22 protein-coding genes are annotated in these 26,324 nt (G+C 42.3%); all 22 read left to right on the top strand.

Annotated elements, in window-relative coordinates; all coding sequences use genetic code 11:
* The first annotated feature begins 5 nt into the window (after nt 1–5).
* The 22 genes from prsK to QQK00_RS09965 all read left to right on the top strand — a co-directional run bounded on the left by prsK (nt 6) and on the right by QQK00_RS09965 (nt 26,227).
* Complete coding sequence (gene prsK / locus QQK00_RS10070; protein WP_284217376.1) at nt 6–2,027, top strand: XrtA/PEP-CTERM system histidine kinase PrsK; 2,022 nt, start codon at nt 6–8, stop codon at nt 2,025–2,027.
* Between the two features lie 88 nt (nt 2,028–2,115).
* Nucleotides 2,116–3,474 (top strand): PEP-CTERM-box response regulator transcription factor, encoded by a 1,359-nt coding sequence (gene prsR / locus QQK00_RS10065; protein ID WP_284217375.1) that lies wholly within the window; start codon nt 2,116–2,118, stop codon nt 3,472–3,474.
* 88 nt (nt 3,475–3,562) lie between these two features.
* Nucleotides 3,563–4,312 carry a glutathione peroxidase gene (locus tag QQK00_RS10060; protein WP_284217374.1) on the top strand — a complete coding sequence of 250 codons (750 nt, stop codon included), beginning with the start codon at nt 3,563–3,565 and terminating at the stop codon, nt 4,310–4,312.
* 163 nt (nt 4,313–4,475) lie between these two features.
* A complete protein-coding gene (locus tag QQK00_RS10055) occupies nt 4,476–5,546 on the top strand; it encodes an alpha/beta hydrolase (protein WP_284217373.1) in 1,071 nt (356 codons plus the stop codon).
* A 327-nt stretch (nt 5,547–5,873) separates the two neighbouring features.
* Nucleotides 5,874–6,647, top strand: a complete 774-nt coding sequence (locus QQK00_RS10050) for a SapC family protein (protein ID WP_284217372.1) — start codon at nt 5,874–5,876, stop codon at nt 6,645–6,647.
* A 367-nt stretch (nt 6,648–7,014) separates the two neighbouring features.
* On the top strand, nt 7,015–7,473 hold the full coding sequence (mraZ, locus tag QQK00_RS10045; protein ID WP_284217371.1) for a division/cell wall cluster transcriptional repressor MraZ: 459 nt from the start codon (nt 7,015–7,017) through the stop codon (nt 7,471–7,473).
* Nucleotides 7,470–8,420 (top strand): 16S rRNA (cytosine(1402)-N(4))-methyltransferase RsmH, encoded by a 951-nt coding sequence (gene rsmH, locus QQK00_RS10040; RefSeq protein ID WP_284217370.1) that lies wholly within the window; start codon nt 7,470–7,472, stop codon nt 8,418–8,420. Before mraZ ends, rsmH begins: the two co-directional genes overlap by 4 nt.
* Nucleotides 8,417–8,740 (top strand): cell division protein FtsL, encoded by a 324-nt coding sequence (gene ftsL / locus QQK00_RS10035; protein WP_284217369.1) that lies wholly within the window; start codon nt 8,417–8,419, stop codon nt 8,738–8,740. The genes rsmH and ftsL overlap by 4 nt, the downstream gene beginning before the upstream one ends.
* A gap of 1 nt (nt 8,741) precedes the next feature.
* Complete coding sequence (locus QQK00_RS10030; RefSeq protein WP_284217368.1) at nt 8,742–10,523, top strand: penicillin-binding transpeptidase domain-containing protein; 1,782 nt, start codon at nt 8,742–8,744, stop codon at nt 10,521–10,523.
* The gene (locus QQK00_RS10025) at nt 10,510–12,093 is read left to right on the top strand and encodes a UDP-N-acetylmuramoyl-L-alanyl-D-glutamate--2,6-diaminopimelate ligase (protein WP_284217367.1); all 1,584 of its coding nucleotides are present in this window, start codon (nt 10,510–10,512) and stop codon (nt 12,091–12,093) included. The genes QQK00_RS10030 and QQK00_RS10025 overlap by 14 nt, the downstream gene beginning before the upstream one ends.
* A complete protein-coding gene (locus QQK00_RS10020) occupies nt 12,090–13,511 on the top strand; it encodes a UDP-N-acetylmuramoyl-tripeptide--D-alanyl-D-alanine ligase (RefSeq protein WP_284217366.1) in 1,422 nt (473 codons plus the stop codon). Before QQK00_RS10025 ends, QQK00_RS10020 begins: the two co-directional genes overlap by 4 nt.
* Nucleotides 13,505–14,587 carry a phospho-N-acetylmuramoyl-pentapeptide-transferase gene (mraY, locus tag QQK00_RS10015; protein WP_284217365.1) on the top strand — a complete coding sequence of 361 codons (1,083 nt, stop codon included), beginning with the start codon at nt 13,505–13,507 and terminating at the stop codon, nt 14,585–14,587. The genes QQK00_RS10020 and mraY overlap by 7 nt, the downstream gene beginning before the upstream one ends.
* A 9-nt stretch (nt 14,588–14,596) precedes the next feature.
* Nucleotides 14,597–16,024, top strand: coding sequence for a UDP-N-acetylmuramoyl-L-alanine--D-glutamate ligase (gene murD / locus QQK00_RS10010; RefSeq protein ID WP_284217364.1), 1,428 nt, complete (start codon nt 14,597–14,599; stop codon nt 16,022–16,024).
* Nucleotides 16,021–17,256 (top strand): cell division protein FtsW, encoded by a 1,236-nt coding sequence (gene ftsW, locus QQK00_RS10005; RefSeq protein WP_284217363.1) that lies wholly within the window; start codon nt 16,021–16,023, stop codon nt 17,254–17,256. Before murD ends, ftsW begins: the two co-directional genes overlap by 4 nt.
* Nucleotides 17,249–18,355 (top strand): undecaprenyldiphospho-muramoylpentapeptide beta-N-acetylglucosaminyltransferase, encoded by a 1,107-nt coding sequence (gene murG / locus QQK00_RS10000; protein WP_284217362.1) that lies wholly within the window; start codon nt 17,249–17,251, stop codon nt 18,353–18,355. The genes ftsW and murG overlap by 8 nt, the downstream gene beginning before the upstream one ends.
* Entirely contained in the window at nt 18,352–19,851 is a 1,500-nt protein-coding gene (gene murC, locus QQK00_RS09995; protein WP_284217361.1) for a UDP-N-acetylmuramate--L-alanine ligase, read from the top strand. Before murG ends, murC begins: the two co-directional genes overlap by 4 nt.
* On the top strand, nt 19,851–20,798 hold the full coding sequence (locus QQK00_RS09990; protein WP_284217360.1) for a D-alanine--D-alanine ligase: 948 nt from the start codon (nt 19,851–19,853) through the stop codon (nt 20,796–20,798). The genes murC and QQK00_RS09990 overlap by 1 nt, the downstream gene beginning before the upstream one ends.
* A 5-nt stretch (nt 20,799–20,803) precedes the next feature.
* Nucleotides 20,804–21,568, top strand: a complete 765-nt coding sequence (locus QQK00_RS09985; RefSeq protein ID WP_284217359.1) for a cell division protein FtsQ/DivIB — start codon at nt 20,804–20,806, stop codon at nt 21,566–21,568.
* A gap of 16 nt (nt 21,569–21,584) precedes the next feature.
* Complete coding sequence (ftsA, locus tag QQK00_RS09980; protein WP_284217358.1) at nt 21,585–22,814, top strand: cell division protein FtsA; 1,230 nt, start codon at nt 21,585–21,587, stop codon at nt 22,812–22,814.
* 69 nt (nt 22,815–22,883) lie between these two features.
* Nucleotides 22,884–24,020 (top strand): cell division protein FtsZ, encoded by a 1,137-nt coding sequence (gene ftsZ / locus QQK00_RS09975; RefSeq protein ID WP_284217357.1) that lies wholly within the window; start codon nt 22,884–22,886, stop codon nt 24,018–24,020.
* A 103-nt stretch (nt 24,021–24,123) separates the two neighbouring features.
* The gene (gene lpxC / locus QQK00_RS09970; RefSeq protein ID WP_284217356.1) at nt 24,124–25,053 is read left to right on the top strand and encodes a UDP-3-O-acyl-N-acetylglucosamine deacetylase; all 930 of its coding nucleotides are present in this window, start codon (nt 24,124–24,126) and stop codon (nt 25,051–25,053) included.
* Between the two features lie 301 nt (nt 25,054–25,354).
* Nucleotides 25,355–26,227, top strand: coding sequence for a M23 family metallopeptidase (locus tag QQK00_RS09965; RefSeq protein ID WP_284217355.1), 873 nt, complete (start codon nt 25,355–25,357; stop codon nt 26,225–26,227).
* Nucleotides 26,228–26,324: the final 97 nt, after the last annotated feature.

The following is a 26,324-nucleotide window of genomic DNA, read 5'->3' as shown; positions in this document are numbered from 1 at the left end:
ATAGATTGGTTTTTGACCTAGGTTATGGATTAACTACAGCGAGTTATACCTTGCTCGTATTGTTACTTTTAACGGTAAAAAACGCGGGGTATGCTCGGCATCTTCTGTTGTTTGCGACAGTAACTATTGTGTTGTGGTCTCTCGGCCATATTAGCTATTTACGACCAGATTTAGGGCGAGAAAACATTTTACTTTATGACGGGATTCGTCAAGGGGCTTGGATACTTTTTATTGCCGCATGTCTACGCAATAAGTTCAGTAACAGCATGGCGTTCTTTACACAACCCACGACTTTATTTTCAATCATATTGCCAGTTATAACCATTGTTTGTGCTGCATTTTCTTTGCTGCCGGGCATATGGCAATTTGCTTTACATACTTTATTGGCCATTCAAGCATTAGTGATGACTGAGCTAGTGTTTCGACAATCAGGCAAGCAACGTTGGGCATTTAAACCTTTAGTTATCTTTTTAGGCATTATTGGCGTAATGGATTTCGTTATCTATGCGAATGCATTGATGCTTAATACCCTTAGTTGGGAGTTTTTTGCCGCGCGGGGGTACATCTTTGTCGGGTTGATGCCGCTGCTTGTTGTCGCTATTCGACGGGTTAAACACTGGGGTATCGACATATTCGTTAGCCGAGAAATAGTCATGCATAGCACACTGCTTTTGCTGGCCGGCATCTATTTAATGGTAATGGCCTTACTTGGATACCTCGTGAAGTTTATTGGCGGTAACTGGAGCTTTACTATTCAAATGGCACTGGTGGTTGTGTCATTTGCCATGCTAATTGCGCTATTCATGTCTCACCAGATACGCGCAACGATTAAAGTCTTTATAACCAAACATTTTTACGCAAACCAATATGATTATCGAGCGGAATGGGTAAAGTTAACCAATACCCTGTCACAATCGTCTATGGAATTGCAGCAAGCCTATCAAGCGGCAATTAAAGGATGGATAGAGGGGATTGGCTATGATTATGGTGTACTATATAAAAAAAGTCATGGCAGTTACCAACGCGTCGGTGAAACGGGCGATTTTGATGTTGCATCTTTATCTGAAGCGCAGTTGAATGCACTTTCAAGTTTTTTCAATACTAAATCTTGGGTAATTGACACTGACGAGCTGTCGATAAAACCTGAGGTCTACGATATTCTCGAAGAAAAGTCTTCTTTCATGAAGCATTGTTCTTTTCATCTCCTCTTGCCTATCGCCATTCATGATGAGCACTGGGGTTTTGTCGCGTTGGGTGCAAACCAAACCAACAAACGCACTCTCAATTGGGAGCTTCGAGATTATTTGACGGCACTTTCTGATCAAATTGGCTCATTTATCATTAATGCTGAAAACAGTGTTACATTGACCGAAAATGCCCAGTTTGCAGCGTTTAATCGCATGTCGGCATTTGTGGTTCACGATCTGAAAAATGTGTTAGCGCAAATAAACCTAATACTTTCTAATGCCAAAGAGCATAAAGATAATCCTGAATTCATTGATGATACTTTTGAGACGCTTGAGTATACCCAAGAGCGTATGGATAAAATGCTCAAACAACTGATGCAGAAAACATCGGAAGACAACAAAGCCATTCAGCAAATAAATATTTTTGAGGCAACGCAGCAATTGGTTGAAAAGAAGTGCTTAGGACTTACGCCTATTCCAAGCCTAGAAGGAGATAAAGCGGTTACATTGCATGTAGATCCAGATAAGATAGCCAACGTATTGTATCATCTGATCAATAACGCGCAACAAGCGACCTCAGAGCAAGGCTTTGTTATTATTAACATTTCGCAGAGTTCTACTGAAGTAAATATTTCTATAGCCGATAATGGTGAAGGGATGAGCGATGAGTTTATAAAAAGCAGACTTTTTAAGCCATTTGATACTACAAAAGGAAATGCTGGTATGGGGATTGGCGCTTATGATGCAAAAAACTATATTGAAGAATGTGGTGGTTCACTTACGGTAAATAGTACCTTAGGTGACGGGTCAACATTCTCAATTACGCTGCCAAAAAACTAGATTAACACGTTCTAAAAAATCGATATTTAAACGCTGATATTAAACGCACGTAAATAACACTTACGGAAATTAAAAAGGCTCGCACAGTATGGAAAAGATTTTAGTCGTTGATGACGATTTAGGTATTCAGAAGCAACTTAAGTGGGCTTTAAAAGGCGTCGAAGTTGTTTTCGCTGGTGACCGCAACGCGGCGATTGCGCAGTTGCGTCGCTTTGAACCAAGCGTTGTTACCCTTGATTTAGGGTTGCCGCCTGATCCGACAAATGCGTCTGAGGGCTTGCTTGCTCTCACCGAAATATTACAGTTAGCGCCGAATACAAAAGTGGTTGTGGTTACAGGTAATGACGATAAAGAAAATGCACTTCGCGCAGTAGAGTTGGGTGCGTATGACTATTACCAAAAACCGATTGATACCGATACTATCAACCTAATCATTCAACGGGCTCTCAACTTATCCGCCTTAGAAAAAGAAAATAGATCCCTATCAAAAGTAAGCGCATCTATGGGGCGAATTATTGGCAACAGCGAGTCAATTCTTGGGGCAGCACGGAAAGCTGAAAAGATTGCTCAAACAGATATTAGTGCGTTGTTGTTGGGTGAAAGCGGCACTGGTAAAGAAGTCTTTGCGCGGAGTATTCATGATTCGAGTAATCGCAAAGATAATAAATTTGTGGCGATAAACTGTGCTTCTATTCCTGAAAACCTATTAGAATCTGAGCTTTTTGGCTATGAAAAAGGCGCTTTTACTGGCGCGAATAAAACAACACTTGGTAAAATTGAATTGGCTCAGGGTGGTACGCTTTTTCTTGACGAAATTGGTGATATGCCCATTGGTTTGCAGGCAAAAATGCTGCGTTTCTTGCAAGAGCGTGTGATTGAACGCGTTGGTGGAAGGCAAGAAATCCCGGTGGACGTTAGAGTCGTTTGTGCTACTCACCGTGATTTGCATGACATGGTAAAACAGGAAACATTCAGAGAGGATTTGTTTTATCGCGTTGGTGAAATAAGCATCATTATACCGCCGTTACGAGATAGAGATGATGACATTATTCTTTTAGCGAAAACGTTTCTAAACCAATACAAAGAAGAATATGGCGCAAAAGTGAAAGGGTTTAGTGATGACGCTGTTAGTGCAATGCGCTCCCATCCTTGGAAAGGTAACATCCGAGAGCTTCAGAACAAATTAAAATCTTCAGTCGTTCTCGCTGAAGGAACATTAGTGACAGCAGATGATTTAGGCTTATTTGTTAACGATAACGACAATGAGCCGCGTGTTTTCAATTTACGCGAAGTACGCGAAATTGCCGAAACTAAAGCGATTAGACAAGCATATATGCAAGCTGAACAAAATATTTCTAAAACAGCTGAACTTTTAGGCGTGACTCGCCCTACATTATACTCACTAATTGATAAGTATCGGTTAGACGAATTAAAATCTAAGAGCTAAGCTATTTATGTGATAACTCGCGTTGCTTTTAGACAAAGAACATATCAATATTTAAACACTAATGCACAATAGGATATTAAGGTAGCTTATGTCAGAACAAACTAAATTTGAGAATAAAGAAGGTCAAAAAGTACCTGAAGTCGTTTGGCCCGCTATTGATGGAGAGTCTTGGAAAAAGATAGATTCTAAGGCAATTTTTGATGGCCGTAAGGTCATTGTTTTTTCTTTGCCGGGGGCGTTCACACCAACGTGTTCATCTACTCACTTACCACGCTTTAATCAGCTCGCTGGTGTTTTTAAAAAGTTGGGCGTAGATGAAATTTTGTGTGTTTCGGTAAACGATACTTTTGTGATGAACTCTTGGTTAGCAGACCAAGAAGCAGAAAATATTACGGTAATCCCAGATGGGAACGGTGAGTTTACCAAGGCGATGGGCTTGCTTGTAGGGAAGCAAGACTTAGGTTTTGGTGAGAGAAGTTGGCGTTATTCGATGTTTGTGAATGACGGTACTATTGAAAAAATGTTTATTGAGCCAGATGTTCCGGGTGACCCGTTTGAAGTGTCAGATGCTGATACTATGCTGAGTTATTTAGATCCTAGTGCTCAAGCGCCTAGTGAAGTCGCTCTGTTTACAAAACCAGGTTGCCCATTCTGCGCGAAGGCAAAGACAATGCTGACAGAAAACGGATATGAGTATGAAGAGCTACTACTTGGTAAAGATGCAACACTTGCGTCGTTAAAAGCGGTCACTGGGCGTGAAACTGTACCGCAAGTATTTATTGGTGGTGAACATATCGGTGGTAGCGATGATCTTGAAGCATGGTTTGCTAAGGCATAGCTAGTTAAGGCATAGTTCACAAAGACACAGTTCTTCTACCCTTATTCAAATCTTTCCTGTAAAAAGAGTGTATACAATTACACTCTTTTTTTATTCTACGTAGAATTATTGCCAGTAGCGTAAATTTAGCTTGTAAGAACAATCAAAAAAACGAAGGTAATCCATGAAGCCAATTTTCCATAAATTCATTCTACTTTGCGCTATTGTAAGTTGCTCACTTGTGTCTTTGGCCGATACTGGCATTTCAGATAAAGATATTGCGACGTTTACGCAAATATACCAACGTGAACTCAGCTCGTTAACTCCTTGCTCAGCACCAAATATTCGAAAATCAGACGCAGAAATTCGTGTGTGCTCGGCGACACTAAAAAATGAAGGAAATGCGCCTTATATCATCCCCGTAGCGAGCGCCAAGGGAGTTTTGGTTCTTTTTCATGGCTTAAGTGATTCACCCTTTTACATGCGATCCATTGCAGAGTTCGCCAATGAAAAGGGGTATAGCGTGATAGTGCCGCTAACCCCAGGGCATGGGAAACTAGATGCGGACAAAGATATGCAAGATCCTGAGCTTAAGGCGCGTTGGTATAAACATGTTATCGATATTATGGAAATGGCCAAACATGAATCCTTACCCGTGTTTGTGGGTGGGTTTTCAACCGGGGGGGCTTTTGCTACCTGGTACACCCTAAATAACCCCAATGAAGTTGACGGTTTAATACTCTTTTCTGGCGCATTGCAGTTAACTAGTGGTGCCGAAAGCATGAGTAAAATATGGGGAATGAAAACCCTGGCAAGTTGGCTTGATGGAAAATATGCAGCCATAGGCCCTAATCCTTATAAATATCCTAGCGTGGCGAGTTATTCAGGCTTAGTGCTAATGGACGTGATAAAAGATATACGTAAGTTATTGGAAGACAACACTGTCGAGAAGTCTATTTTTGCTGCGCATTCTCTAGCAGATAATGTGACTAAGTTTGAAGGGATAGAGAATACCACCAAGGCTATAAAAGGTGAACATACGGTGTTTAAGATTGACGAGACTTATGACGTATGCCATGCCGATTTAGTTGTCAATCAAGTTCAAATTGTGCAAATGCAATTTGATAAGAGCCAAGTGAAAGAGCATGAGCGTTGTGCAGTGCCAAAGGCTAACCCCCTGCACAAACAAATGTTGAATACTTTTGCTCATTATTTGGCTACTCAAACAAACAAAGCAACGAATAAGGGCATGTAAATAGTAAAACTTATTTGGATGCTTTCGCGCGTCAATTTGAATATGAATACTCAATTAACTAGTTGATAGTTATCTATATTCTTTAGATTAAGCAAACAATAATATTTTGTTCTGTTAAATTTAGGTTAATAAGTGACTTTTAAAGGCACTTGTATAATAATCTTATGCCCATATGGATGGTAACTGAGGAGATACTTTTATCTGCATCAGATATTGGTATCAGTACTTTTAGCAGTTGGATGCTACTCGCTATTCGATGACCATCATTATGTCGAACACCGCAGGTGATTCAGCTTTTTACGCTTAATACAAACTAGAGAAGTAATAATGGCGATTAACTATATTCCGCTTGATAAAGCCAAGCACGGCGCACTGAAGGTCGCGCCAAGAACAGATTTTTCTTTTGCTGCAAAAACGCATTTAGCAGCAGCGACTATTCGTGAGTATGCGCAACTGTCTGGTACTATGCCAGTCGTGTTTATTAAAGATCCTAATACTAGCAATGTGCATTCGGTGGCAATGCTAGGTTTAGAGCAAGGCAATAATCTCTTTTGGGACGGTGAAAGTTGGTTGGCGCCACATGTCCCACTCAATATTCAACGTTATCCGTTTGATATTCGTCCTGACGGCGATAAGTTGGGCGTATATATTGACGAGAACTCTGAGTTATTTGGTGATGAAGGTGATGCTTTATTCACAGAAGAGGGCGAACCTTCTGAAGCACTTAAAGCTCGTCAACAGTTCTTGGCTGATCTTGCTAATAGTGAAGTGCAGAATCAACGCTTTATTAAAGAATTACAAGCAAATGACTTATTAGAAGAAATTCAAATTCGTGTGCGTTATTCGTCCGGTCAAGTGAGAAATGTAACGGGTATATTAACGGTAAACGAAAAAACCTTGCTAGATTTACCTGATGATAAAGTGTTGGCAATGCATAAAGCCGGTTTCTTAGGGGCATGTTATTCTGCTATGTTGTCGCTAGGTCAATTAAATCGTTTGGTTGAATTATCTAATAAAACGGATAATCCGATTCAGTCACTACAGATTGTTCCTGCAGAACAGCCTGAAGGGCAAAAAGCTGAAGACGCTACGCCAGCGTAAAACTCAAATTTCCATATAAAGCCATCTGTTTTTACAGGTGGCTTTTTTTTGCCTGTTCCTTAGGTAATAGGTAAAAGTAGGTAGACATTCTGAAACACCTTTTTATGTCATTCTTGTCCGCTCGCCAAAGGTCTTCCTTATGTTTGACGCGTCGGAGTATGGCGACATCATTTTTTACGCTTCTCTCAGTGCCAGGGTTTTTTGTGTGATTTTCATTATTTTCTGTAAAAAAACTTGACATGTGGGGTGAATAGGTCAAGAATTGCAAAAAAGTGGGATAAAGTGGCGTAAAAGGGTTTTTGTAAGGGGCAACCAGTTACGAAAAAATAGAAACGAGCTACTAACAATAAAAAATAGGCTAGGGGATATGTTCCGCGGCGCTAACGCAATTAATCTTGACACTAAAGGTAGACTAACGATACCGACGAAGTATCGGCAAAGCCTGTTGGATGATTGCCAGGGACAGCTGGTGTGTACCATCGATATTTCTCAAAAATGCTTGTTACTTTACCCACTTCCCGAATGGGAAGAGATTGAACTAAAACTTTCTCGTTTATCATCTACAAACCCGCAAGAACGTCGTTTAGTGCGTTTATTGTTGGGTTATGCATCTGAAGTTGAAATGGATAAAAGTGGGAGAGTATTAGTCGCCCCTACTTTACGCGCTCATGCTGACTTAGATAAACCAATCATGCTTGTAGGCCAAATAAATAAGTTTGAAATTTGGAACGCTGACGTTTGGCAAAAACAAATCTCTATTGATATAGAAACTGAGCAAGCTGGCGGGTTTGAGCTTACCGATAATTTACAGGACTTTTCATTATGAGTGCGCTCGGTGAGCAGTCTTCTTCGTCGCATTTATCTGTTCTTTTTGATGAATCTATCAATGCCTTAAACATCTTACCGGCTGGCGTATATCTGGACGGTACTTTTGGACGCGGCGGACATAGTAAAGGTATTCTTAATAAATTGTCTCAAGACGGACGACTCATTGCGCTCGATCGAGATCCTGATGCAATAAGTGCGGCTAAATCATTTGAAAATGATAAACGTTTTAGTATTTATCATACTGCATTTGCAGACATGTTAAGCGTAGCTGAATCACTCGGTCTAGTTGGCAAGTTCGACGGTATATTCTTGGACATCGGCGTATCATCCCCTCAACTTGACAACGCTGAGCGAGGGTTCAGCTTTATGCAAGACGGGCCCTTGGACATGCGAATGGATACTACTCAAGGCGTAAGTGCTGCTGAATGGCTAAATACAGCAGACCTTGAAGACATTACTCACGTGTTAAAAGTATATGGCGAAGAAAAATTTGGTCGCCGCATAGCCACCGCAGTAGTAGAAAAAAGAGAAAGCCAACCACTTGCTACTACCCAAGATTTTGTCAAAATCATTGATGAAGCTGTCCCTGTAAAAGATAAATTTAAACATCCAGCTACCCGCAGCTTTCAGGGCGTAAGAATATTTATCAATGGTGAGTTGTCACAACTTGAAACTGCTTTGGAATCTGCTTGTCAAATGCTTAAACCAGGCGGGAGGCTTGCAGTAATCAGTTTTCATTCTTTAGAAGATCGGATCGTAAAACGCTTCATTAAGACTAAAAGCCAAGGGCAAAAATTGCCTAGCCGTTTACCTGTTATGCAATCAGAGCTTGATAAAGGTAAGGAGCTTAAAGCACTGAGCAGAGCGATAAAAGCAAGCAAAGATGAGGTGGATTCAAATCCACGATCGAGGAGTGCGGTACTCAGGGTTGCGGAAAAGTTATGAGCAAATCAAATACGACCAATTTCAATTTGTTGCTACTCATAACCGCCGACTTAAGTCGGCATACTTTTCTTTTGGTCTTGTATTTAGCTGTTGTAGGCAGTGCCGTCGCAGTTGTACTGAGCACGCACAAAAATAGAGATTTGTTGATTGCCCATGAAGAACTGATTCAAAACAAAGATGAGTTGGACATTGAGTGGCGGCACTTGGTGATTGAACAAAATGCGCTCACTGAGCACAACCGAATTGAGCGTCTTGTAGCTGACAAACTAAACATGCGTCGACCCGAAAAAGCCGATGAAGTATTAGTAAGAGAAAATTAAGATGACGGTTACGGCAACAATACAAAAGCCCCGTCGAAAAAGACCAAAAAAGACTGGGCAAGCAAAACCTAAAGTATCACCAATACTTGTACATTGGCGGTTTGGTGTGGTGTTGGGCGCGGTGATTTTTGTATTTGCTGGTTTAGCCGTTCGTGCGGCATATATTCAGGTGATTGAACCTGATGTACTAATAAAGCATGGGGACAACCGCACTATTCGAGTAAGGGACAATGCTAACTACCGAGGCCTCATTACTGACCGCCATGGTCAGCAACTTGCTGTTTCTGTCCCAGCGCAGGCGATATACGCAGACCCTAAAATTGTTCATAGTAACAATGCGTTAATAGACAAACGTCGCTGGAGAGCATTGGCTGAAGTACTTGAGCAAGATGTAAAAAAACTCACCGCTAGAGTAAGCAATCCCAAGCGCCGCTTTGTGTATTTGCAACGGCAAGTAACACCTGCGATGGCAGAGTTTGTTGAAAACTTGAATATTCCCGGCGTGTACTTGCGTGATGAATCCAAACGCTATTACCCTTCCGGCGAAGTGTCTGCTCACGTCGTTGGCTTTACTGATGTGGATGACAAGGGGTTAGAAGGGCTAGAGCGTTTATATAATCAATATTTAACGGGAACGCCTGACAAACGCAGGATTCGACGTGATGCCGAAGGTAGGCAAATTGAAATCATTGAACAAAAAAAAGGTAAAGCGGCTGAAAATCTTCAATTAACAATAGATCAACGTATTCAAGCATTAGCTTATCGTGAAATCAAGGAAGCTACCTTATTATACAAAGCGGCTTCGGCGTCAGTTGTTGTCGTTGATGTGCATTCAGGTGAAGTCTTAGCGATGGCAAATACCCCTTCATATAATCCAAACAACAGAAGCACAGTGGCAAGTCACAAAGTACGTAACCGAGCCATTACTGATGCATTTGAGCCTGGTTCTTCCGTTAAGCCTTTGGCGGTGCTGGCTGCACTTGAATTTGGTTCAGTACAAAAAGATAGCATTGTAGATACTTCTCCCGGTTGGATGTATTTAGGCGGGAGTAGAGTGAGCGACCCACGAAATTATGGCAAGTTATCCTTAACTGAAATTATTAAACGCTCGAGCAACATGGGCACATCAAAATTAGCCCTTGGTATTCCTAAAGAATTTCTGATGGACGTCTATTTTAATATGGGCTTGATGAGCGATACCGGCTTGAACATGGTAGGTGAATCTAGCGGGATTTTTCATGAACGTACACGTTGGTCTCAGCACGAAATATCTACATTGTCTTTCGGTTACAGCATAGCGGTAACGTCTGCTCAGCTTGCACGAATGTACGCCACCATTGCGAATGGCGGTATGCAATATCCATTGTCCATTGTAAAAGATATTGCACCAAAAGAGGCGCCAGTGCGTGTAATTAGCGAAGAAAACGCGTTTGCTATTCTGGAAATGATGGAAAGTGTTACGCAAGACGGTGGTTCAGGTAAGAAGGCGAGCGTACCGGGTTATCGGATAGCAGGAAAAACAGGCACAAGTCAAAAGGCGGTAGCAGGTGGTTATGGTGAAGAATATGTCAACATTTTTGCGGGTATCGCGCCGGTGTCTAATCCTCAAATAGCGGTCGTTGTCTTGATCAATGAGCCCGCGGGTGATTTATATCATGCGGGTGACACCGCGGCCCCTGTATTTTCGTCAGTAGTGTCTGGCACTTTACACATGCTGAATGTTCCACCAGACGCAATTGCCGTCAGTCATACTGTAGAAAGGAAACTTCATGCTAGCCGGTAACTTTAAATTTGCCGACTTATTGCAGGCAATTATCACTTTGGGCATTGAACTACCAGCGGCGTGGCAGCATCAATTTGCTAAAATTGATGGGTTTACAGTGGATAGCAGGCAAGTAAATGCCACGACAGCCTTTATTGCATTACAAGGTGTGTCTGCACATGGCAGTATATATATTCCAAGTGCTATTGAGAACGGCGGCAAATTAATCCTCGAAGACATTCAACAAGGATCAACATGCCAAGCTAAATTGATACCGGTAAGCGATGACACATCAGAGCGTGGTTGCGTCGTTATTCAAATAGCTAACTTGGCTAGCAAATTGGTCGAATTCTTCAAAACACTGTATCCACAAATCGCAAAATTAAAGCAAGTACTCGCAATAACGGGCACAAATGGCAAAACCTCAGTGGCAAGTTTGTATGCACAAATGCTTAGTCATACTGGGAGAAGTGCTGCAACTATTGGTACTTTGGGTTGTATGCAATATCATTGCGATGGCACAACGACGAATGTTGCTAAAACATATAACACCACTCCTGATAATGTCTCGCTATTTGGTTATTTGGCATGGTTTGCGGACCAAGACGTTTACTACGTTGCACTTGAAGCGTCTTCTCATGGCATTGAGCAAGGCCGCACATTTGGTTTACCCATTGATGTCGCAGTGTTTACAAACCTAACGCAAGACCACCTAGATTATCATGGCAGCATGAGCGCATATGGTGCGGCTAAAAGAAAACTACTCAATAACCCTCGAATAAGAAGTATTGTGATAAATGCAGATGATCCAGAATCTGAACGTTGGCGAAACGCTGTCAATAGTGGACAACAAATCCTAAGTTTTAGTGTAGATGATCGCAACCAGACTCAGGCGCAAGGGGCTGATGCGCTTTATGCGGATTGCATCGAATATTTAGACAGCGGAATTCAGTTCCGCTTAAATACATTATCCGAAAAACATCATATGACACTGTCACTGATAGGACAATTTAACGTCGCTAACTATTTAGCGGCATTGGGTGCTCTAACGATGGCTGGCATCGAGTTAGCTACGCTAATTAAATACGCAGATAAGCTGGTTGGCGTAAAAGGCAGAATGGAGCTAATTAAAACGCACTCTGCCAGTATTATTGTGGACTTCGCTCATACGCCTGATGCACTTAAGCAAGCACTAGTTGCTGCGCGTAAACATACCGCAAATCAACTATGGATAGTGTTTGGTTGTGGTGGTGATAGGGATAAAGCCAAGCGGCCTGAGATGGGAAAAATAGCGGCGAGCCATGCGGATAAAATTGTGCTCACTCAAGATAATTCAAGATTTGAGCATACAGACAAAATTATTGATGAAATATGCCAAGGCATAAGTAACGAAGGTAATGTGGATAGTAAAAGTGTGATACGTATTGTCGAACGTCAATCGGCAATTAAATTTGCGTTAAGTAATGCTGAAAATAACGATCTTATCTTAGTGGCAGGCAAAGGTCATGAAGACTACCTCGATATTCAAGGTCAAAAAATTCATTATGATGAACGTGCTTATGTAAAAACATTAGCAGGAGAGTTTTTATGATATCAGTCACGTTAGGTTGGATAGCAAAACAAATAGGCGGTCAACTCAGTACCAATAGCGTTGCTGACATGCTGATAGATGAGGTGGCGACTGATACAAGAACCATATCGTCTGGCAACGTATTTTTTGCACTTATCGGTGAAAACTTTGATGGCCACGAATACGCCTTAAATGCGCTTGAAAAAGGTGCTGCCGCCTTAGTTGTGAGTAAAAAAGTGCTTTCGCCTTTGCCGATGATTCTCGTTGAGGATACACGAGTGGCTTTGGGTAAGTTAGCGAATGCTGTGAAAGAAAAAGTAGCGCCTAAAACGATTGGGATTACGGGAAGTAGCGGCAAAACCACCGTAAAGGAAATGACATCATCTATTTTACAGCATTGCGGCAAGACCCTAGCCACCGCAGGCAATTTTAACAATGATATTGGTGTTCCTCTTACGTTACTGCGTTTAACAGAGCAGCATGAGTTTGCGGTCATTGAAATGGGGGCTAATCATCAAGGTGAAATAGACTACACTGCGTCGCTTGTAAAACCCGATGTAGCGACCATTGTCAATGCAGAACCGTCTCACTTACAGGGGTTTGGCAGTTTATTCGGCGTTGCTAGAGCAAAGAGTGAAATATTTGCAGGAATTTCTGAATATGGCTCTGCGGTCATCAATACCGACAGTCAATTTTTTGAATTTTGGCAAGGTAAGTGTGACCACATTAACAAAATTACGTTTTCGCCTAGTTCTGCTAAGGGCGATTTTCATGCGAAGAACACCAGTATTAACGCCGACGGATGTGCAGAATTTGAATTAGTTACGCCAAGTGGGAGTATTCCAGTTCGCTTGCGCGTGCCGGGCGCTCACAACATTGGCAATGCGGTATTGGCTGCTGCACTAACTATGCAAGTGGGGGCTGACTTGAAGCACATTCAATCAGGCCTATTTGATATGCGCTCGGTCAAAGGCAGATTGACTGTTATTAATGTGAGTAAAAATATTCGTGTATTGGATGATACGTACAACGCAAATGTTGCATCTGTAAAGGCGGCCATCGATCTACTTGTTAACTTTAAAGGCCCTCGAATATTAGTATTTGGCGATATGGGTGAGCTAGGTGATCAAGCGCCAACGTATCACCAGCAGATAGGCGAATATGCGAAAACGCATGATGTAGATGCCGTAATTACGATGGGCGAATTGAGTGTTCATGCTAGTCAGGTCATGGGTAAACAAGGGACACACTGCGATTCAGTCGATGACATTTTAGTGCAAATAACTGCCTTAGTTCAGGCCGCTGAAAAAGCCGCTAAGTTACCTGTAAGTATTCTCATAAAGGGCTCTCGAAGCGCAAAAATGGAGCGCGTTACGCAAGCCATTCAAGAATATCATGGATTCCAAGTGAATCAGTCTGAGGAGTCTAATTTATGTTAATTTGGTTGGCAGAATGGCTAACGCAATTTGAAAGTGCGTTCAACGTTTTTTCCTATTTAACGATGCGCGCCATTCTAAGCACACTGACCGCATTGTCGATTGCAATTTTAATTGGTCCAGCAATGATTCGTTGGTTACAAATAATGCAAATAGGGCAAACGGTTCGCAATGACGGCCCTGAATCACATCTTGCAAAATCAGGCACGCCAACCATGGGCGGCGTACTTATACTTGCTGCGGTACTTACGAGTAGTCTTTTGTGGGCTGACTTAAGTAACCGATATGTGCTTGTTACACTTTTTGTGATTGCAAGCTTAGGTATCTTAGGTTTTGTCGATGATTATCGCAAAGTGGTGCGTAAAGACCCTAATGGCCTAATTGCCCGTTGGAAATATTTTTGGCAGTCCGTTATTGCTATTGCGGTTGCTATCTTTTTGTATACGCACGCCAATATTGAAGCCGAAACTTCACTGATTGTACCGTTTTTTAAAGATGTACTGCCCCAGCTTGGCATTTTTTACATCGTAGTGGTTTATTTTACCATTGTAGGGACAAGTAACGCTGTAAACCTTACCGATGGGTTAGACGGTTTGGCGATAGTGCCAACCATTTTGGTTGCAGGTGCATTTGCGATTTTTGCCTACGTGACAGGCAATGTAAATTTTTCTGAGTATTTAAACATTCCCTTTATCCCACTTACCAGTGAACTTGTGATTGTGTGCACGGCCATTGTGGGGGCGGGTTTAGGTTTCTTGTGGTTTAACACCTATCCGGCGCAAGTATTTATGGGAGATGTGGGTTCGCTTGCATTGGGAGGGACGCTAGGAATATTGGCAGTGTTAGTCAGGCAAGAGATAGTGTTAATAATCATGGGCGGCATTTTTGTAGTGGAGACCTTGTCTGTGATATTGCAGGTGGGTAGCTACAAGTTAAGAGGAAAGCGTATATTTCGCATGGCGCCTATTCATCATCACTATGAACTCAAAGGTTGGCCAGAACCAAAAGTTATTGTGCGGTTTTGGATTATCTCATTGATATTAGTGCTAGTGGGTTTAGCAACCTTGAAACTTAGGTAAAGGAAATACATGGTACACGCGTGTTTTACATCCATTTATCAACATAAACCAATCGCTGTGATTGGTTTTGGTGTGACTGGGCGCGCTTGTGTCGAATTTATGCGTAGGCACGGCGCGCAGGTAAGTTTGTTTGATGTCAAACACGACGAGTTGCGTAAAAGTGTAGGAAATGAACCCTTACTTAAAGGCGTCAATATAATCCCATTTAATGACGATAGTTGCTTCAAAGGTTTCGATACAGTGGTTGTGAGTCCGGGTGTGAATACGCAATTACCGGCGATTCAAAACGCGTTGTCAGAAGGGCTTCCGCTGATTAGCGATATTGAGCTGTTTGCTCGCCACAACTCCGTACCGGCCATCGGTATTACGGGTTCGAATGGCAAAAGTACTGTCGTAGATATGTTACATAAAGGCTTCAGTGCAACCGGCTTAAAGGTAGGGGTCGGTGGCAATTTTGGTAATTCTATATTGGCATTTCTTGATGAACCATACGATTTAATTATTTTAGAGTTATCTAGCTTTCAGTTAGAGCTAACGTTTTCTCTGCATCTAAGAATTGCTGCAATTCTTAATGTTACAGAAGATCATATTGATCGCCACGGCGACATTATTGGATATGCGCGCGCAAAGCAGCGTATTTTTAAGCACGCAGACATATGCATTGTAAATCGAGATGACCCTCGAACATTCAGTGAAGGCGATACACATCGGCTGAATTCATTTGGTTCTTTTCATTCGTTAAAAGTATCTGGCGTCAAATCAGGGTTTAACAATAACCCTTCGCACAACGCAAATGATAGCCGAGATATCTATTCAAGCGACTTAGGCATAAGTATCGGTGACGAGCTAATTGTTGCTCAGGAAAAGATTCGTCATCTTGCTAATCACAATGTATTGAACGCACAAGTCGCTCTATTGTGCGCCAAATCAATATTGAACACTGTTGAAGAAATGCAGTGTTTTATTGAATCAGTCATCAATTACAGCGGATTGGCGCATAGGTTTGCATTAGTGCATGTCGAGCAAATGAGCAACGGGAAAACGATTCATTGGGTGAATGACTCAAAAGCGACGAACCCGGGAGCAGCCATCGCGGCTATCAAATGTATTCCTGATGACGCGATATTGGTGATGTTGGTTGGTGGTGATAGTAAAGGCACTGATCTAAGGGAATTACGTGAGCTAATTCGTAGGCGCGTCGCTAAACTTATTGTATTAGGGAAAGACGCAAAACGTTTTTCAAACTGCTGTGCAGATACTAGTTTCGTAGAGACAATAGATGATGCAGTATTGCTAGCAAATGAGTTTAGTCATGCCACTCAACAAAATACTTACGTTTTGTTGTCTCCTGCTTGTGCAAGCATTGACATGTTTAAAAATTATCAAGAACGTGGCAAGCAATTTGAACAAGCTGTTTTGCGAGTGGAGGTGGTATGAGTCAAACCGCGCCGAAGCAAACATCGTTAGCGGATTTGTTTTCGAGTAAACATGATGCGCAGAGTGCCAGACCATACAATTTATGGTTAGTACTTATTTCTATTACTTTACTTTCGATAAGCTTTGTCATTGTTACTTCCGCCTCAATTCCTGAAGCCGTTCGTATTCACGACAACCCGTTTCATTTTGCCATTCGTCACGGCATTTATATTGGTTTAGCGCTTATTGCGGCGATGATTACCCTGAATATCCCAATGCAATTTTGGCGGTTTATGAATCCATATTTGTTGTTTCTGGCGGTCGGTCTGCTAGTTTCGGTGTTAATTATTGGCAGAGAAGTAAATGGAAGTACTCGCTGGTTGGTTGTTGGGCCTATTACTATTCAGGCCGCGGAACCAGCCAAATTATTTTTCTTTTGCTATCTTGCCGGATATCTCGTTCGTCGTTATGAACAAGTGACTGAGAACCTTAAGGGTTTTCTAAAACCTCTTTTAGTCTTTTTTGTATTGGCAATATTACTTCTCATGCAACCGGATTTGGGTACGGTCATAGTGATGTTTGCCACAACGCTCGCCTTGCTGTTTTTAGCTGGCGCTAAACTCTGGCAGTTTTTCGCACTAGGGTTTACCGGGATTGCTGCGGTGGTGAGTTTGATTGTCTACTCCGACTACCGTATGAAAAGAATTACCGCATTTTTAGATCCTTGGGCCGACCCATTTGGCAGTGGCTATCAGTTAACGCAATCACTCATGGCATTCGGGCGTGGTTCTTGGTTTGGTCAGGGCTTAGGTAATAGCGTGCAAAAACTTAATTTTCTGCCAGAGGCGCACACTGATTTTATTATGGCAATCTTAGCTGAAGAATTAGGATTTATGGGCATCCTCACTATTTTGGTATTGATTCTGTGGATGGTCGTCATTGCGTTACGCATTGGTAATAAAGCGTTGACTAACGAACGTCCCTTCGATGCTTTTGTCGCTTATGGGATTGGCGTGTGGTTTAGTTTTCAAACCGCTGTAAATTTAGGCGCAGCGTCAGGGATTTTGCCGACTAAAGGCCTAACACTTCCTCTCGTCAGTTACGGTGGCTCTTCTTTAATTATTATGAGTGTTGCTGTCGCTATACTTGTCAGAATTGATTTTGAAATGCGTGTAGCTGGTGTACAAGCTATTCCCAAAAAGCGAAAAAGAACTGTTAAGCCGCCTACTGATATGGAGGCCGAACATGCCTAAAATAGTGATCATGGCTGGCGGCACGGGTGGGCACGTTTTCCCCGGTTTGGCCGTTGCAGCTGAGCTTAAACAGTTAGGGTGGACAGTCGAATGGTTTGGTACAAAAGACCGAATGGAAGCGGATACCGTGCCTAAGTATGGTTTTCCTATTCATTTCCTCGATATTGCGGGTGTGCGAGGAAAGGGTCTTATGCGTAAACTGCTTTCGCCTTTTCATCTATTCTCTGCCGTGTTGTCCGCGCGCAAAATATTGACATCGATTTCGCCAGATCTTGTATTAGGTATGGGCGGTTATGCGAGCGGCCCGGGCGGTTTAGCTGCAAGGATGCTGAATATTCCACTCTTTATCCATGAGCAAAACGCAGTATTTGGCCTGACTAACCGGTTATTGGCAAAATTTGCTGATAAAGTATTTACAGGCTTTGATGTATCTAAGAACACAGACGACAGTAAAGCGCCGAAACATTGTATTTGGGTGGGTAATCCTGTGCGTGCTGAGTTCTTTGAAACTTATTCCGATAGCGTCACCGAAAACACCGATAAAAATGTAGAACAAGCGCCTATCAAGGTCTTGATTACTGGCGGTAGTCTTGGTGCACAAGCGTTAAATCAGCAAGTGCCGCACGTCCTCAGTGATTTATCTGAAACGTTTCCTATGTCAGTTTGGCATCAAACAGGAAAAGGAAAATTGACTGATGTTGAAGGAAAATATTCGACGACCTTAGATGTTAGAAGCGAAGAGTTTATTAATGATACTGCTATAGCGTATGCGTGGGCTGATATTATCATTTGTCGTGCTGGCGCACTAACGGTTGCTGAAGTAAGTGCCTCGGGGCGACCGGCTATTTTCGTCCCATTACCGATTGCGGTAGACGATCACCAAACAAAAAATGCATCGATTTTGGTTAATGCTGGCGCAGCATTCATCGTAAATCAGAATGATATCCCAACCTTATTATCAAAGTATTTGAAAGAAATCCTGTCATCGACACATATGAGGCAGACAATGGCCAAAATGGCGCGAATACAATCAAAAAAAAATGCAGCCAAACAACTCGCCGAATATTGTCAGCAAGTAGTAGGAGATAAATATCAATGAGTGACGTGAAAGGTAAGCAGCGAAGACCAGTAAATGATCACAAAATGCGTAGCGTGGACAATATTCATTTTGTTGGCATCGGTGGTGCAGGTATGGGTGGGATTGCAGAAGTGATGATAAACCTAGGCTACCACGTGAGTGGTTCAGATTTGGCATCCGGCGCAATGACTCAACGTTTGGCGTCGTTGGGTGCTGAAATTCATATTGGTCATCATGCCGACAATATTGCAAACACCGATTTAGTGGTTGTATCGACGGCGATAAATAAGCTAAACCCAGAAATCAATGCTGCGCACGAAAATAGAATTCCGGTTATTCGACGCGCCCAGATGTTAGCTGAGCTCATGCGTTTTCGATACGGCATCGCGGTTGCTGGCACACACGGTAAAACGACGACGACAAGTTTGCTCGCTACCATTTTTTCGCAGGCAGAACTCGACCCAACCTTTGTGATTGGTGGTTTGCTAAATAGCGCGGGTACAAATGCCAAATTGGGCGCCAGTAAATATTTGATAGCTGAAGCTGATGAAAGTGATGCGTCGTTTTTACATTTACAACCAACAGTGTCTGTTGTGACAAACATAGAAGCTGACCACCTCGAAGCTTACGACGGTGATTTTGGTAAGATGCAAAGTGCTTATTTGGAGTTTTTACATAACCTGCCATTTTATGGTTTGGCTGTTGTTTGCGGAGATGATGACGTTATTCAATCCTTGCTACCAAATTTAGAGCGTAAATATTTAACGTATGGGCAAAATGCGGCGAATGACTATATTGCTAAAGACATTTCCTATGGTGTTAATAGGAGCGATTTTACCGTTGTTAGGCTAAATAAACCTGATGTTAGAGTGCATTTGAATGTTACCGGCATTCATAACGTGCTTAATGCGACTGCAGCCATCGCCATTGCAACGGATGAAGGCATCAGCGATGAGCATATACAAAAGGCCTTATCAACATTTCAGGGCATTGGCCGTCGTTTTCAAATACTAGGTGACTACGAAATTCGCCAACAATGTAACCAACCTTCTCAAAACTCGCATTGCAATATTACGTTGGTAGACGACTATGGGCATCACCCAACTGAAGTGGATATGACAATTGCTGCTGCGCGAAGCAATTGGCCGGACAGGCGACTAGTTATGGTATACCAGCCGCATCGATATACCCGGACAAGAGATTTATATGAGTCATTTGTAGCGACGCTTTCAAAAGTGGATTGTTTACTTTTATTGGATGTTTATGCGGCGAGTGAAACGCCCATTGACGGCGTAGATAGTACTAGCCTGTGTCGCTCAATCAGACAACGTGGCAAAGTTGATCCTATCTTTGTGGGAGAGGGTGAAAACCTATTTAATGTATTGCCAGATATTTTGCAAGACGGTGATATTTTGTTTATGCAGGGGGCAGGAAATATCGGCAACCTTGCACAAAGAATGTATGAGAAAAATTGTGATTTTGCTGAACTCATTCAAAATAAGGGAGATTGCGAATAATGCTACTAGGAAAATATTCGCCTGAATCATTTGGTAAAGTCGCGGTGCTACTTGGGGGCGAGTCAGCTGAAAGAGAAGTGAGTTTAGCGTCGGGCTCTGCTGTTTTGAAAACCTTACATGACGCCGGCATTGATGCACACGGGTTTGATCCAGCGCATCGCTCTATTCACGAACTGATTTCTGAATCTTTCGACCGTGCATTTATTATGCTCCACGGTCGAGGTGGTGAAGATGGCGTAATACAAGGTGCGTTGCAGCAACTTAAAATTAGATATACGGGAACCGGTGTGTTAGGCAGTGCACTTGCGATGGATAAAGTGCTGAGCAAATTGGTTTGGTCAGCGCGAAATATGCCAACTGCGGACTATCGAGTACTTGAAAAAGCCACCTTTAATGCCGATGAATGTGCGCTCATACTTGCAGATCTTGGCGGTACTGTGATGGTAAAGCCTTCAAGAGAAGGATCTAGCATCGGCATGGCGAAAGCAAATGAACCCAAGGTACTGCAAAAGGCAATTGAAACTGCGTTTACCTTCGATGATGATGTGCTCGTTGAAGCATATATCGATGGCCCTGAGTACACCGTCGCAATTGTTAATGGAAAGGCGTTACCGTCGATTCGAATGACGTCACCGCACGATTTTTATGATTATGACGCAAAATATGGCAGTAATACGACGGAGTATTTTTGCCCGAGTGGTTTGCCTGCAGCTCAAGAGCAAGAGTTATCTCGTCTAGCACTTACCGCTTTCGAAATGCTTTCAGGCGCAGGGTGGGGACGAGTTGACCTAATGCGGGACAAACATGGGAAATTCTATTTACTAGAATCAAACACTGCGCCTGGTATGACAGAAACAAGCTTGGTACCCAAAGCGGCTAAACAGGCGGGAATGAGTTTTCAAGATTTGGTTGTTCGCATACTATCTCAAACCTTGAGTGAGAATTAGAAATCATGAGTAAGGCACTTATAAAAACAGAGCCAGAGGTACCCAGAGAGAAAGTCTCAGTACCCGTCGGTTTAACTGTTTTTGTGATTGTATTGTGCCTGCTGATTTTTGCTGGCTTGAGTGCAAATGAATGGCTCAAAGATGAACAAAAACTGCCAGTACAGGACGTTGTTTTTACGGGTGATATCAAGCAAGTAGATAAGCCAGCGCTAGAAGCGTTGATTAGAAAAGAAAATGCAGGCAGCTTTTTTGCAATAGATGTGAATGACGTACATGATTTAGTGGAAACGCAAGCTTGGGTGTATAAGGCATCTATCAGGAAGCGTTGGCCGAGTAAGCTGTACATTCATATTGTTGAGCAAGAGGCTGTTGCCGTCTGGAATTCAGACTTACTGTTAAATAAATATGGTGATAGCTTTGCCGGCTTACCTTATGAAAGAACACTGCCGGTATTGTTCGGACCCAATGGCAGTGAGAAAACAGCGTTAGTGGGTTACAACCATATGCGGTCTTTGCTATTTGGTACGGGACAGAATATTTCAGAACTTGTGCTCAGTGAACGTTTTGCATGGAAATTGCGCCTTAAGAATAACATTGTGTTAAATTTAGGGCGTCAAGAATATATTGATAGACTTCAGCGATTTATTGATATTTATCCTTTGTTAAAAGAGAAAAATAAGCCCATAGATTACATTGATTTGCGGTATGATACAGGATTGGCTGTAGGTTGGCTTTTAGCACAACAACAAACAGCTCCTGAACAAGAATAACAAGGCGGAAAAGTAAGTGTCTAAAGCGACAGATAAAGACCTAATAGTTGGATTAGATATTGGCACAAGCACCGTAAAGGCAGTTGTTGGTGAAGTCCTACCTGACGGTGATCTAAGTATTTTAGGTGTTGGAGAACATAAGTCTCGCGGTATGGAAAAAGGTGGGGTCAACGATTTAAATTTGGTCTTACAGTCTGTACAGCAAGCTGTCCAACAAATGGAACTAATGGCTGATTGCCACGTGAGTTCTGTGTTTATGTCGATAAGTGGCAGGCACGTACAGTGTCAAAATGAATCTGGTATGGTGCCTATAAATAATCAAGAAGTTACACAGGAAGACGTTGATAACGTGATCCATGCTGCTCGTTCAGTACCTATGGCTGCTGAACGGAAATTACTCCATGTGCTGCCGCAAGAATTTGTTATTGACGTGCAAGAAGGTATAAAAAACCCGATTGGTATGTCCGGTGTCAGAATGATTGCGGCAGCGCATATTATTACCTGTGCTGACGACATGGCAAAAAACTTAGTGAAATGCGTGGAAAATTGTGATCTTATAGTTGATCAGACTATTTTTAGTGCTTTAGCATCGAGTTATGCCGTTTTGACTGAAGACGAAAAAGAATTAGGCGTGGCAGTCGTGGATATAGGTGGTGGAACCATTGATATCGTTATTTACACAGACGGCGCAATACGCCATACTGCTGTTATACCATTGGCGGGAAGCCAAATTACGAGTGATATTGCTAAAATATTCCGTACGCCAATGAATAATGCTGAACAAATAAAAGTTAATTATGCATGCGCGCTCAAAGATATGGTGAGTATGGAAGAAACCATAGAAGTGCCGAGCGTTGGAGGAAGACCCTCTAGGGCAATGTCTAGGCATACGCTTGCTGAAGTAATTGAACCGCGATTTCATGAGTTGCTTGAAATTGCATATGAACAAATCAAAGCCAGCGGATTAGAAGAACAAATAGCGGCAGGCTTGGTAATTACCGGTGGTACCGCCAAAATGGAAGGTGCTGTTGAATTTGCTGAAGAAGTTTTTCAAATGCCCGTCAGAGTAGGCGCTCCTCATTCCGTTAAGGGATTAGTGGAATATGTGGACGATCCTGCATATGCAACAGCGGTTGGTTTGTTACAATACGGTAAACAGAGTTCAAATAATAAAAACAAGCCAGGTCGAACTGGCGAAGAGAGTATGATTAAACGCATACAGAGTTGGTTTAAAGGTGAGTTTTAGGGGACCTTTAGGCGCTAATAAAATAATACAAACCGGTGCGCGCTGGTTTGACAGTATCGGAGACTTATCATGTTCGAACTGATGGATAATACGACCGACGAAGCCATTATTAAGGTGGTTGGTGTCGGTGGTGGTGGCGGAAACGCCGTCCAACACATGGTTACACACATAATTGAAGGCGTTGATTTTATCGCCATGAATACCGACGCCCAGGCGTTACACAATTCAACTGCGACAGTAAAAATTCAGATTGGTACTGAGCTGACTAAAGGCTTAGGTGCTGGCGCTGATCCGAATGTCGGCCGAGAGGCTGCGCATGAAGATCGTGAAAAAATACGCCAAGCACTTGATGGTGCCGACATGGTGTTTATTACTGCCGGTATGGGTGGTGGCACTGGTACTGGGGCTGCACCTGAAGTCGCGAAGTTGGCGAAAGATATGGGCATACTAACGGTCGCAGTCGTCACTAAGCCTTTCCCTTTTGAAGGGAAAAAGAGAGCAGAGTTTGCTAATCAAGGTATTACGGAGTTATCAAAATATGTTGACTCATTGATTACCATTCCCAACGAAAAACTGTTAAAAGTTATGGGTAAAGGAACGCCGTTGCTACAGGCATTTAGTGCAGCCAACGACGTATTACGTGGCTCAGTGCAGGGTATCGCGGAACTGATTACTAAAACTGGTTTGGTTAACGTTGACTTTGCAGATGTCAAAACTGTGATGTCTGAAATGGGCACTGCAATGATGGGGAGTGGCGCTGGCACGGGTGAAGACCGTGCAGAAGAAGCTGCGGAAGCCGCTATTGCCTGTCCACTACTTGAAGATATTGATCTTTCTGGTGCACGCGGCATACTCGTTAACATTACCGCCGGTATGGATTTTGCGATTGACGAGTATGAAACTATTGGTAATGCCGTTAAGGCATTTGCGTCTGAAAACGCAACAGTGGTTGTGGGTACCGTAATTGATCCTGAAATGCAGGATGAAGTGCGAGTGACGGTCGTCGCCACCGGTATAGGTGCAGAGCGTAAGCCAGATATTACACTTGTTAACAACGAAGGTAATCGTCAGAAGGCAACGGGTACTGATAACTTTGCTGGTTTATCGCCAGATACTGCAGCAACACCAAAAGCAGAGGAAGAGGCGCAACCTGGTGAGTTGGAATATTTAGATATTCCAGCATTTTTAAGAAGACAGGCTGATTAAGACTGGTCTGAACAGTTATAAATTACTTGAAATGCTAAAACCCCTTGACATAAAAGGGGTTTTTTCGTAATGTGCGCTGTTATGTTGAACAAATGAGAGCGGAATGTTAAAACAACGAACTATAAAAACGACCGTTACTGAAACTGGGATTGGTTTGCATAAAGGCCGTAAAGTACGGATGACACTCAAGCCTGCACCAGAAAATACCGGAATAATATTTCGTAGAGTAGATCTACAGCCGCCAGTAGATATCAACGCGGATGCGAGAGATGTTGGTGATACCATGCTCTGTACGTGCATTACGAATGATACTGGTCACTCAATTCATACGGTGGAGCACTTAGCATCTGCCTTATCTGGCTTGGGAATCGACAACATAATTGTTGAAGTCGATAGTCATGAATTGCCTATTTTAGATGGTAGTGCTAGTCCGTTTATATTTCTGCTGCAAAGCGCGGGTATTCAAGAACAAGAGCAAGCTAAAAAATTCATCAAAGTTAATCAAACCATTCGCGTTGAAGACGGTGATAAATGGGCTGAATTTAGGCCATACGATGGCTTTAAAGTCGATTTTGCGATTGATTTTGATCATCCAGCTATATCGCAAACGCGCCAGCATGTCATTTTGGATTTTTCTAAAGACAGTTATGTTGACCAAGTCTCTCGTGCCAGAACATTCGGTTTTATGCGAGATCTCGAAACAATGAACGCAATGAATCTAGCGCTTGGTGGAAGTATGGATAACGCCGTGGCACTAGATGAATTTCGCGTATTGAACCCTGAAGGTCTGCGATATCGTGATGAGTTTCTTAAGCATAAGATTCTTGATGCCATTGGAGATTTGTACTTAGGTGGTCACAGCCTGTTAGGTGAGTTAGTCGCCTATAAAACGGGCCACGGACTAAATAACAAGTTGTTAAATGCAATTTTAGATGCGACGCATGCTTGGGAGTATGTCGAGTTTGAGAGCGAAGAAAAAATGCCAATAAAATATATCGAGACAGGAAATACATTGGGCATCAAATTTGCTTAAAAGACGGTGTAGTTACGTAAACTGTCAAAAGCCGGTGCTTCTAAAAGAATAACAACGTTTTATTTTTAATTGAGATTATAGATATACCGGAAGCAAAAAGTTTGGTATAAAAAAATACACGATAAATACATTATTTATATGAAGTTTTTTGAGTTTTGCCGATAAATAAGGTATGAAAAAAGATAATGTTGTTGTTTGAGCCCCCTTTAAGGGGATGGACGACAGCAATATAATTACTTTTAACGTAATTACTTAAAAATAATAATAAATTTCCCAATTCAGACGTATTTGAGATTAAACCATGAAGATAACCATACTGGTAAAAGGAAAAGAGACACGCTATGCGACGCGCTTTTCAATGCGCAAGCTAATTAGTGGTCTTGTACTAGTATCGTTAGTGATGCTGGTTTCGAGTAGAACAACCGAATCTGTTTATGAGAATCAAGTAAGGCTAAACGTGATTAAAACCGGTTTGCAAGAGCAGACTAAAGTTGTCAATCAATTGAAAGTTGACACTGAGCAACAAGTTGATGGCATGGTTGGGCAGTTAGCGAGCATGCAGGTACAGTTAGAAAGACTGGATATCATTGGTAAGAACCTAGCTGAACAGGCTGGTTTGTCAGTAGACGATTTTGTCTTGCCGGTTGATACTGCCCAAGAGATCGCCGCTGAACATCGCTTAACGAAAAAAATTGAAAAGCTTTCAGACGCATTAGAATTTAAAATTCAGCAACTAAATGCTCTTGAATCTATTCTGATTGGCCTCAATATAGAACAAGAGAGCAAATTAGCGGGAAGACCTGTTGATAAAGGTTGGTTGTCATCATATTACGGCATTAGAAAAGACCCTTTTACTGGCAAACCAGCCATGCACAAAGGGATTGATTTTGCAGGTAAACCTGGCAGTGGCGTTGTTGCGACAGGTGCCGGCGTAGTCACTTGGTCAGGCAGTCGATATGGTTATGGCAATTTAGTTGAAATTGATCACGGAAATGGTCTGAAAACAAGATATGGTCATAATGATACACTTACGGTAAGTATTGGTGATGTTGTTACTAAAGGCCAAGTTGTTGCTAAAATGGGTAATACTGGTCGTTCGACAGGGGCGCATGTGCACTATGAAGTCATCAAACATGGTAAACAAGTAGACCCGTTACCATATATCTATAAATAAGCAAACTTTGTAGGTGGCGTAGCACTATTCTACTACCCATAATAATTCTCTCTCAATACTGGTCATAACTGCCACATCAGTGCTATTATGGCGCGTT

The sequence above is a fragment of the Agaribacter marinus genome (genome assembly GCF_030160655.1).
Taxonomy (GTDB): domain Bacteria; phylum Pseudomonadota; class Gammaproteobacteria; order Enterobacterales; family Alteromonadaceae; genus Glaciecola; species Glaciecola marina.
The sequence above is the reverse complement of the archived record's forward strand: the minus strand, read 5'-3'. Positions and strand labels throughout refer to the sequence as shown.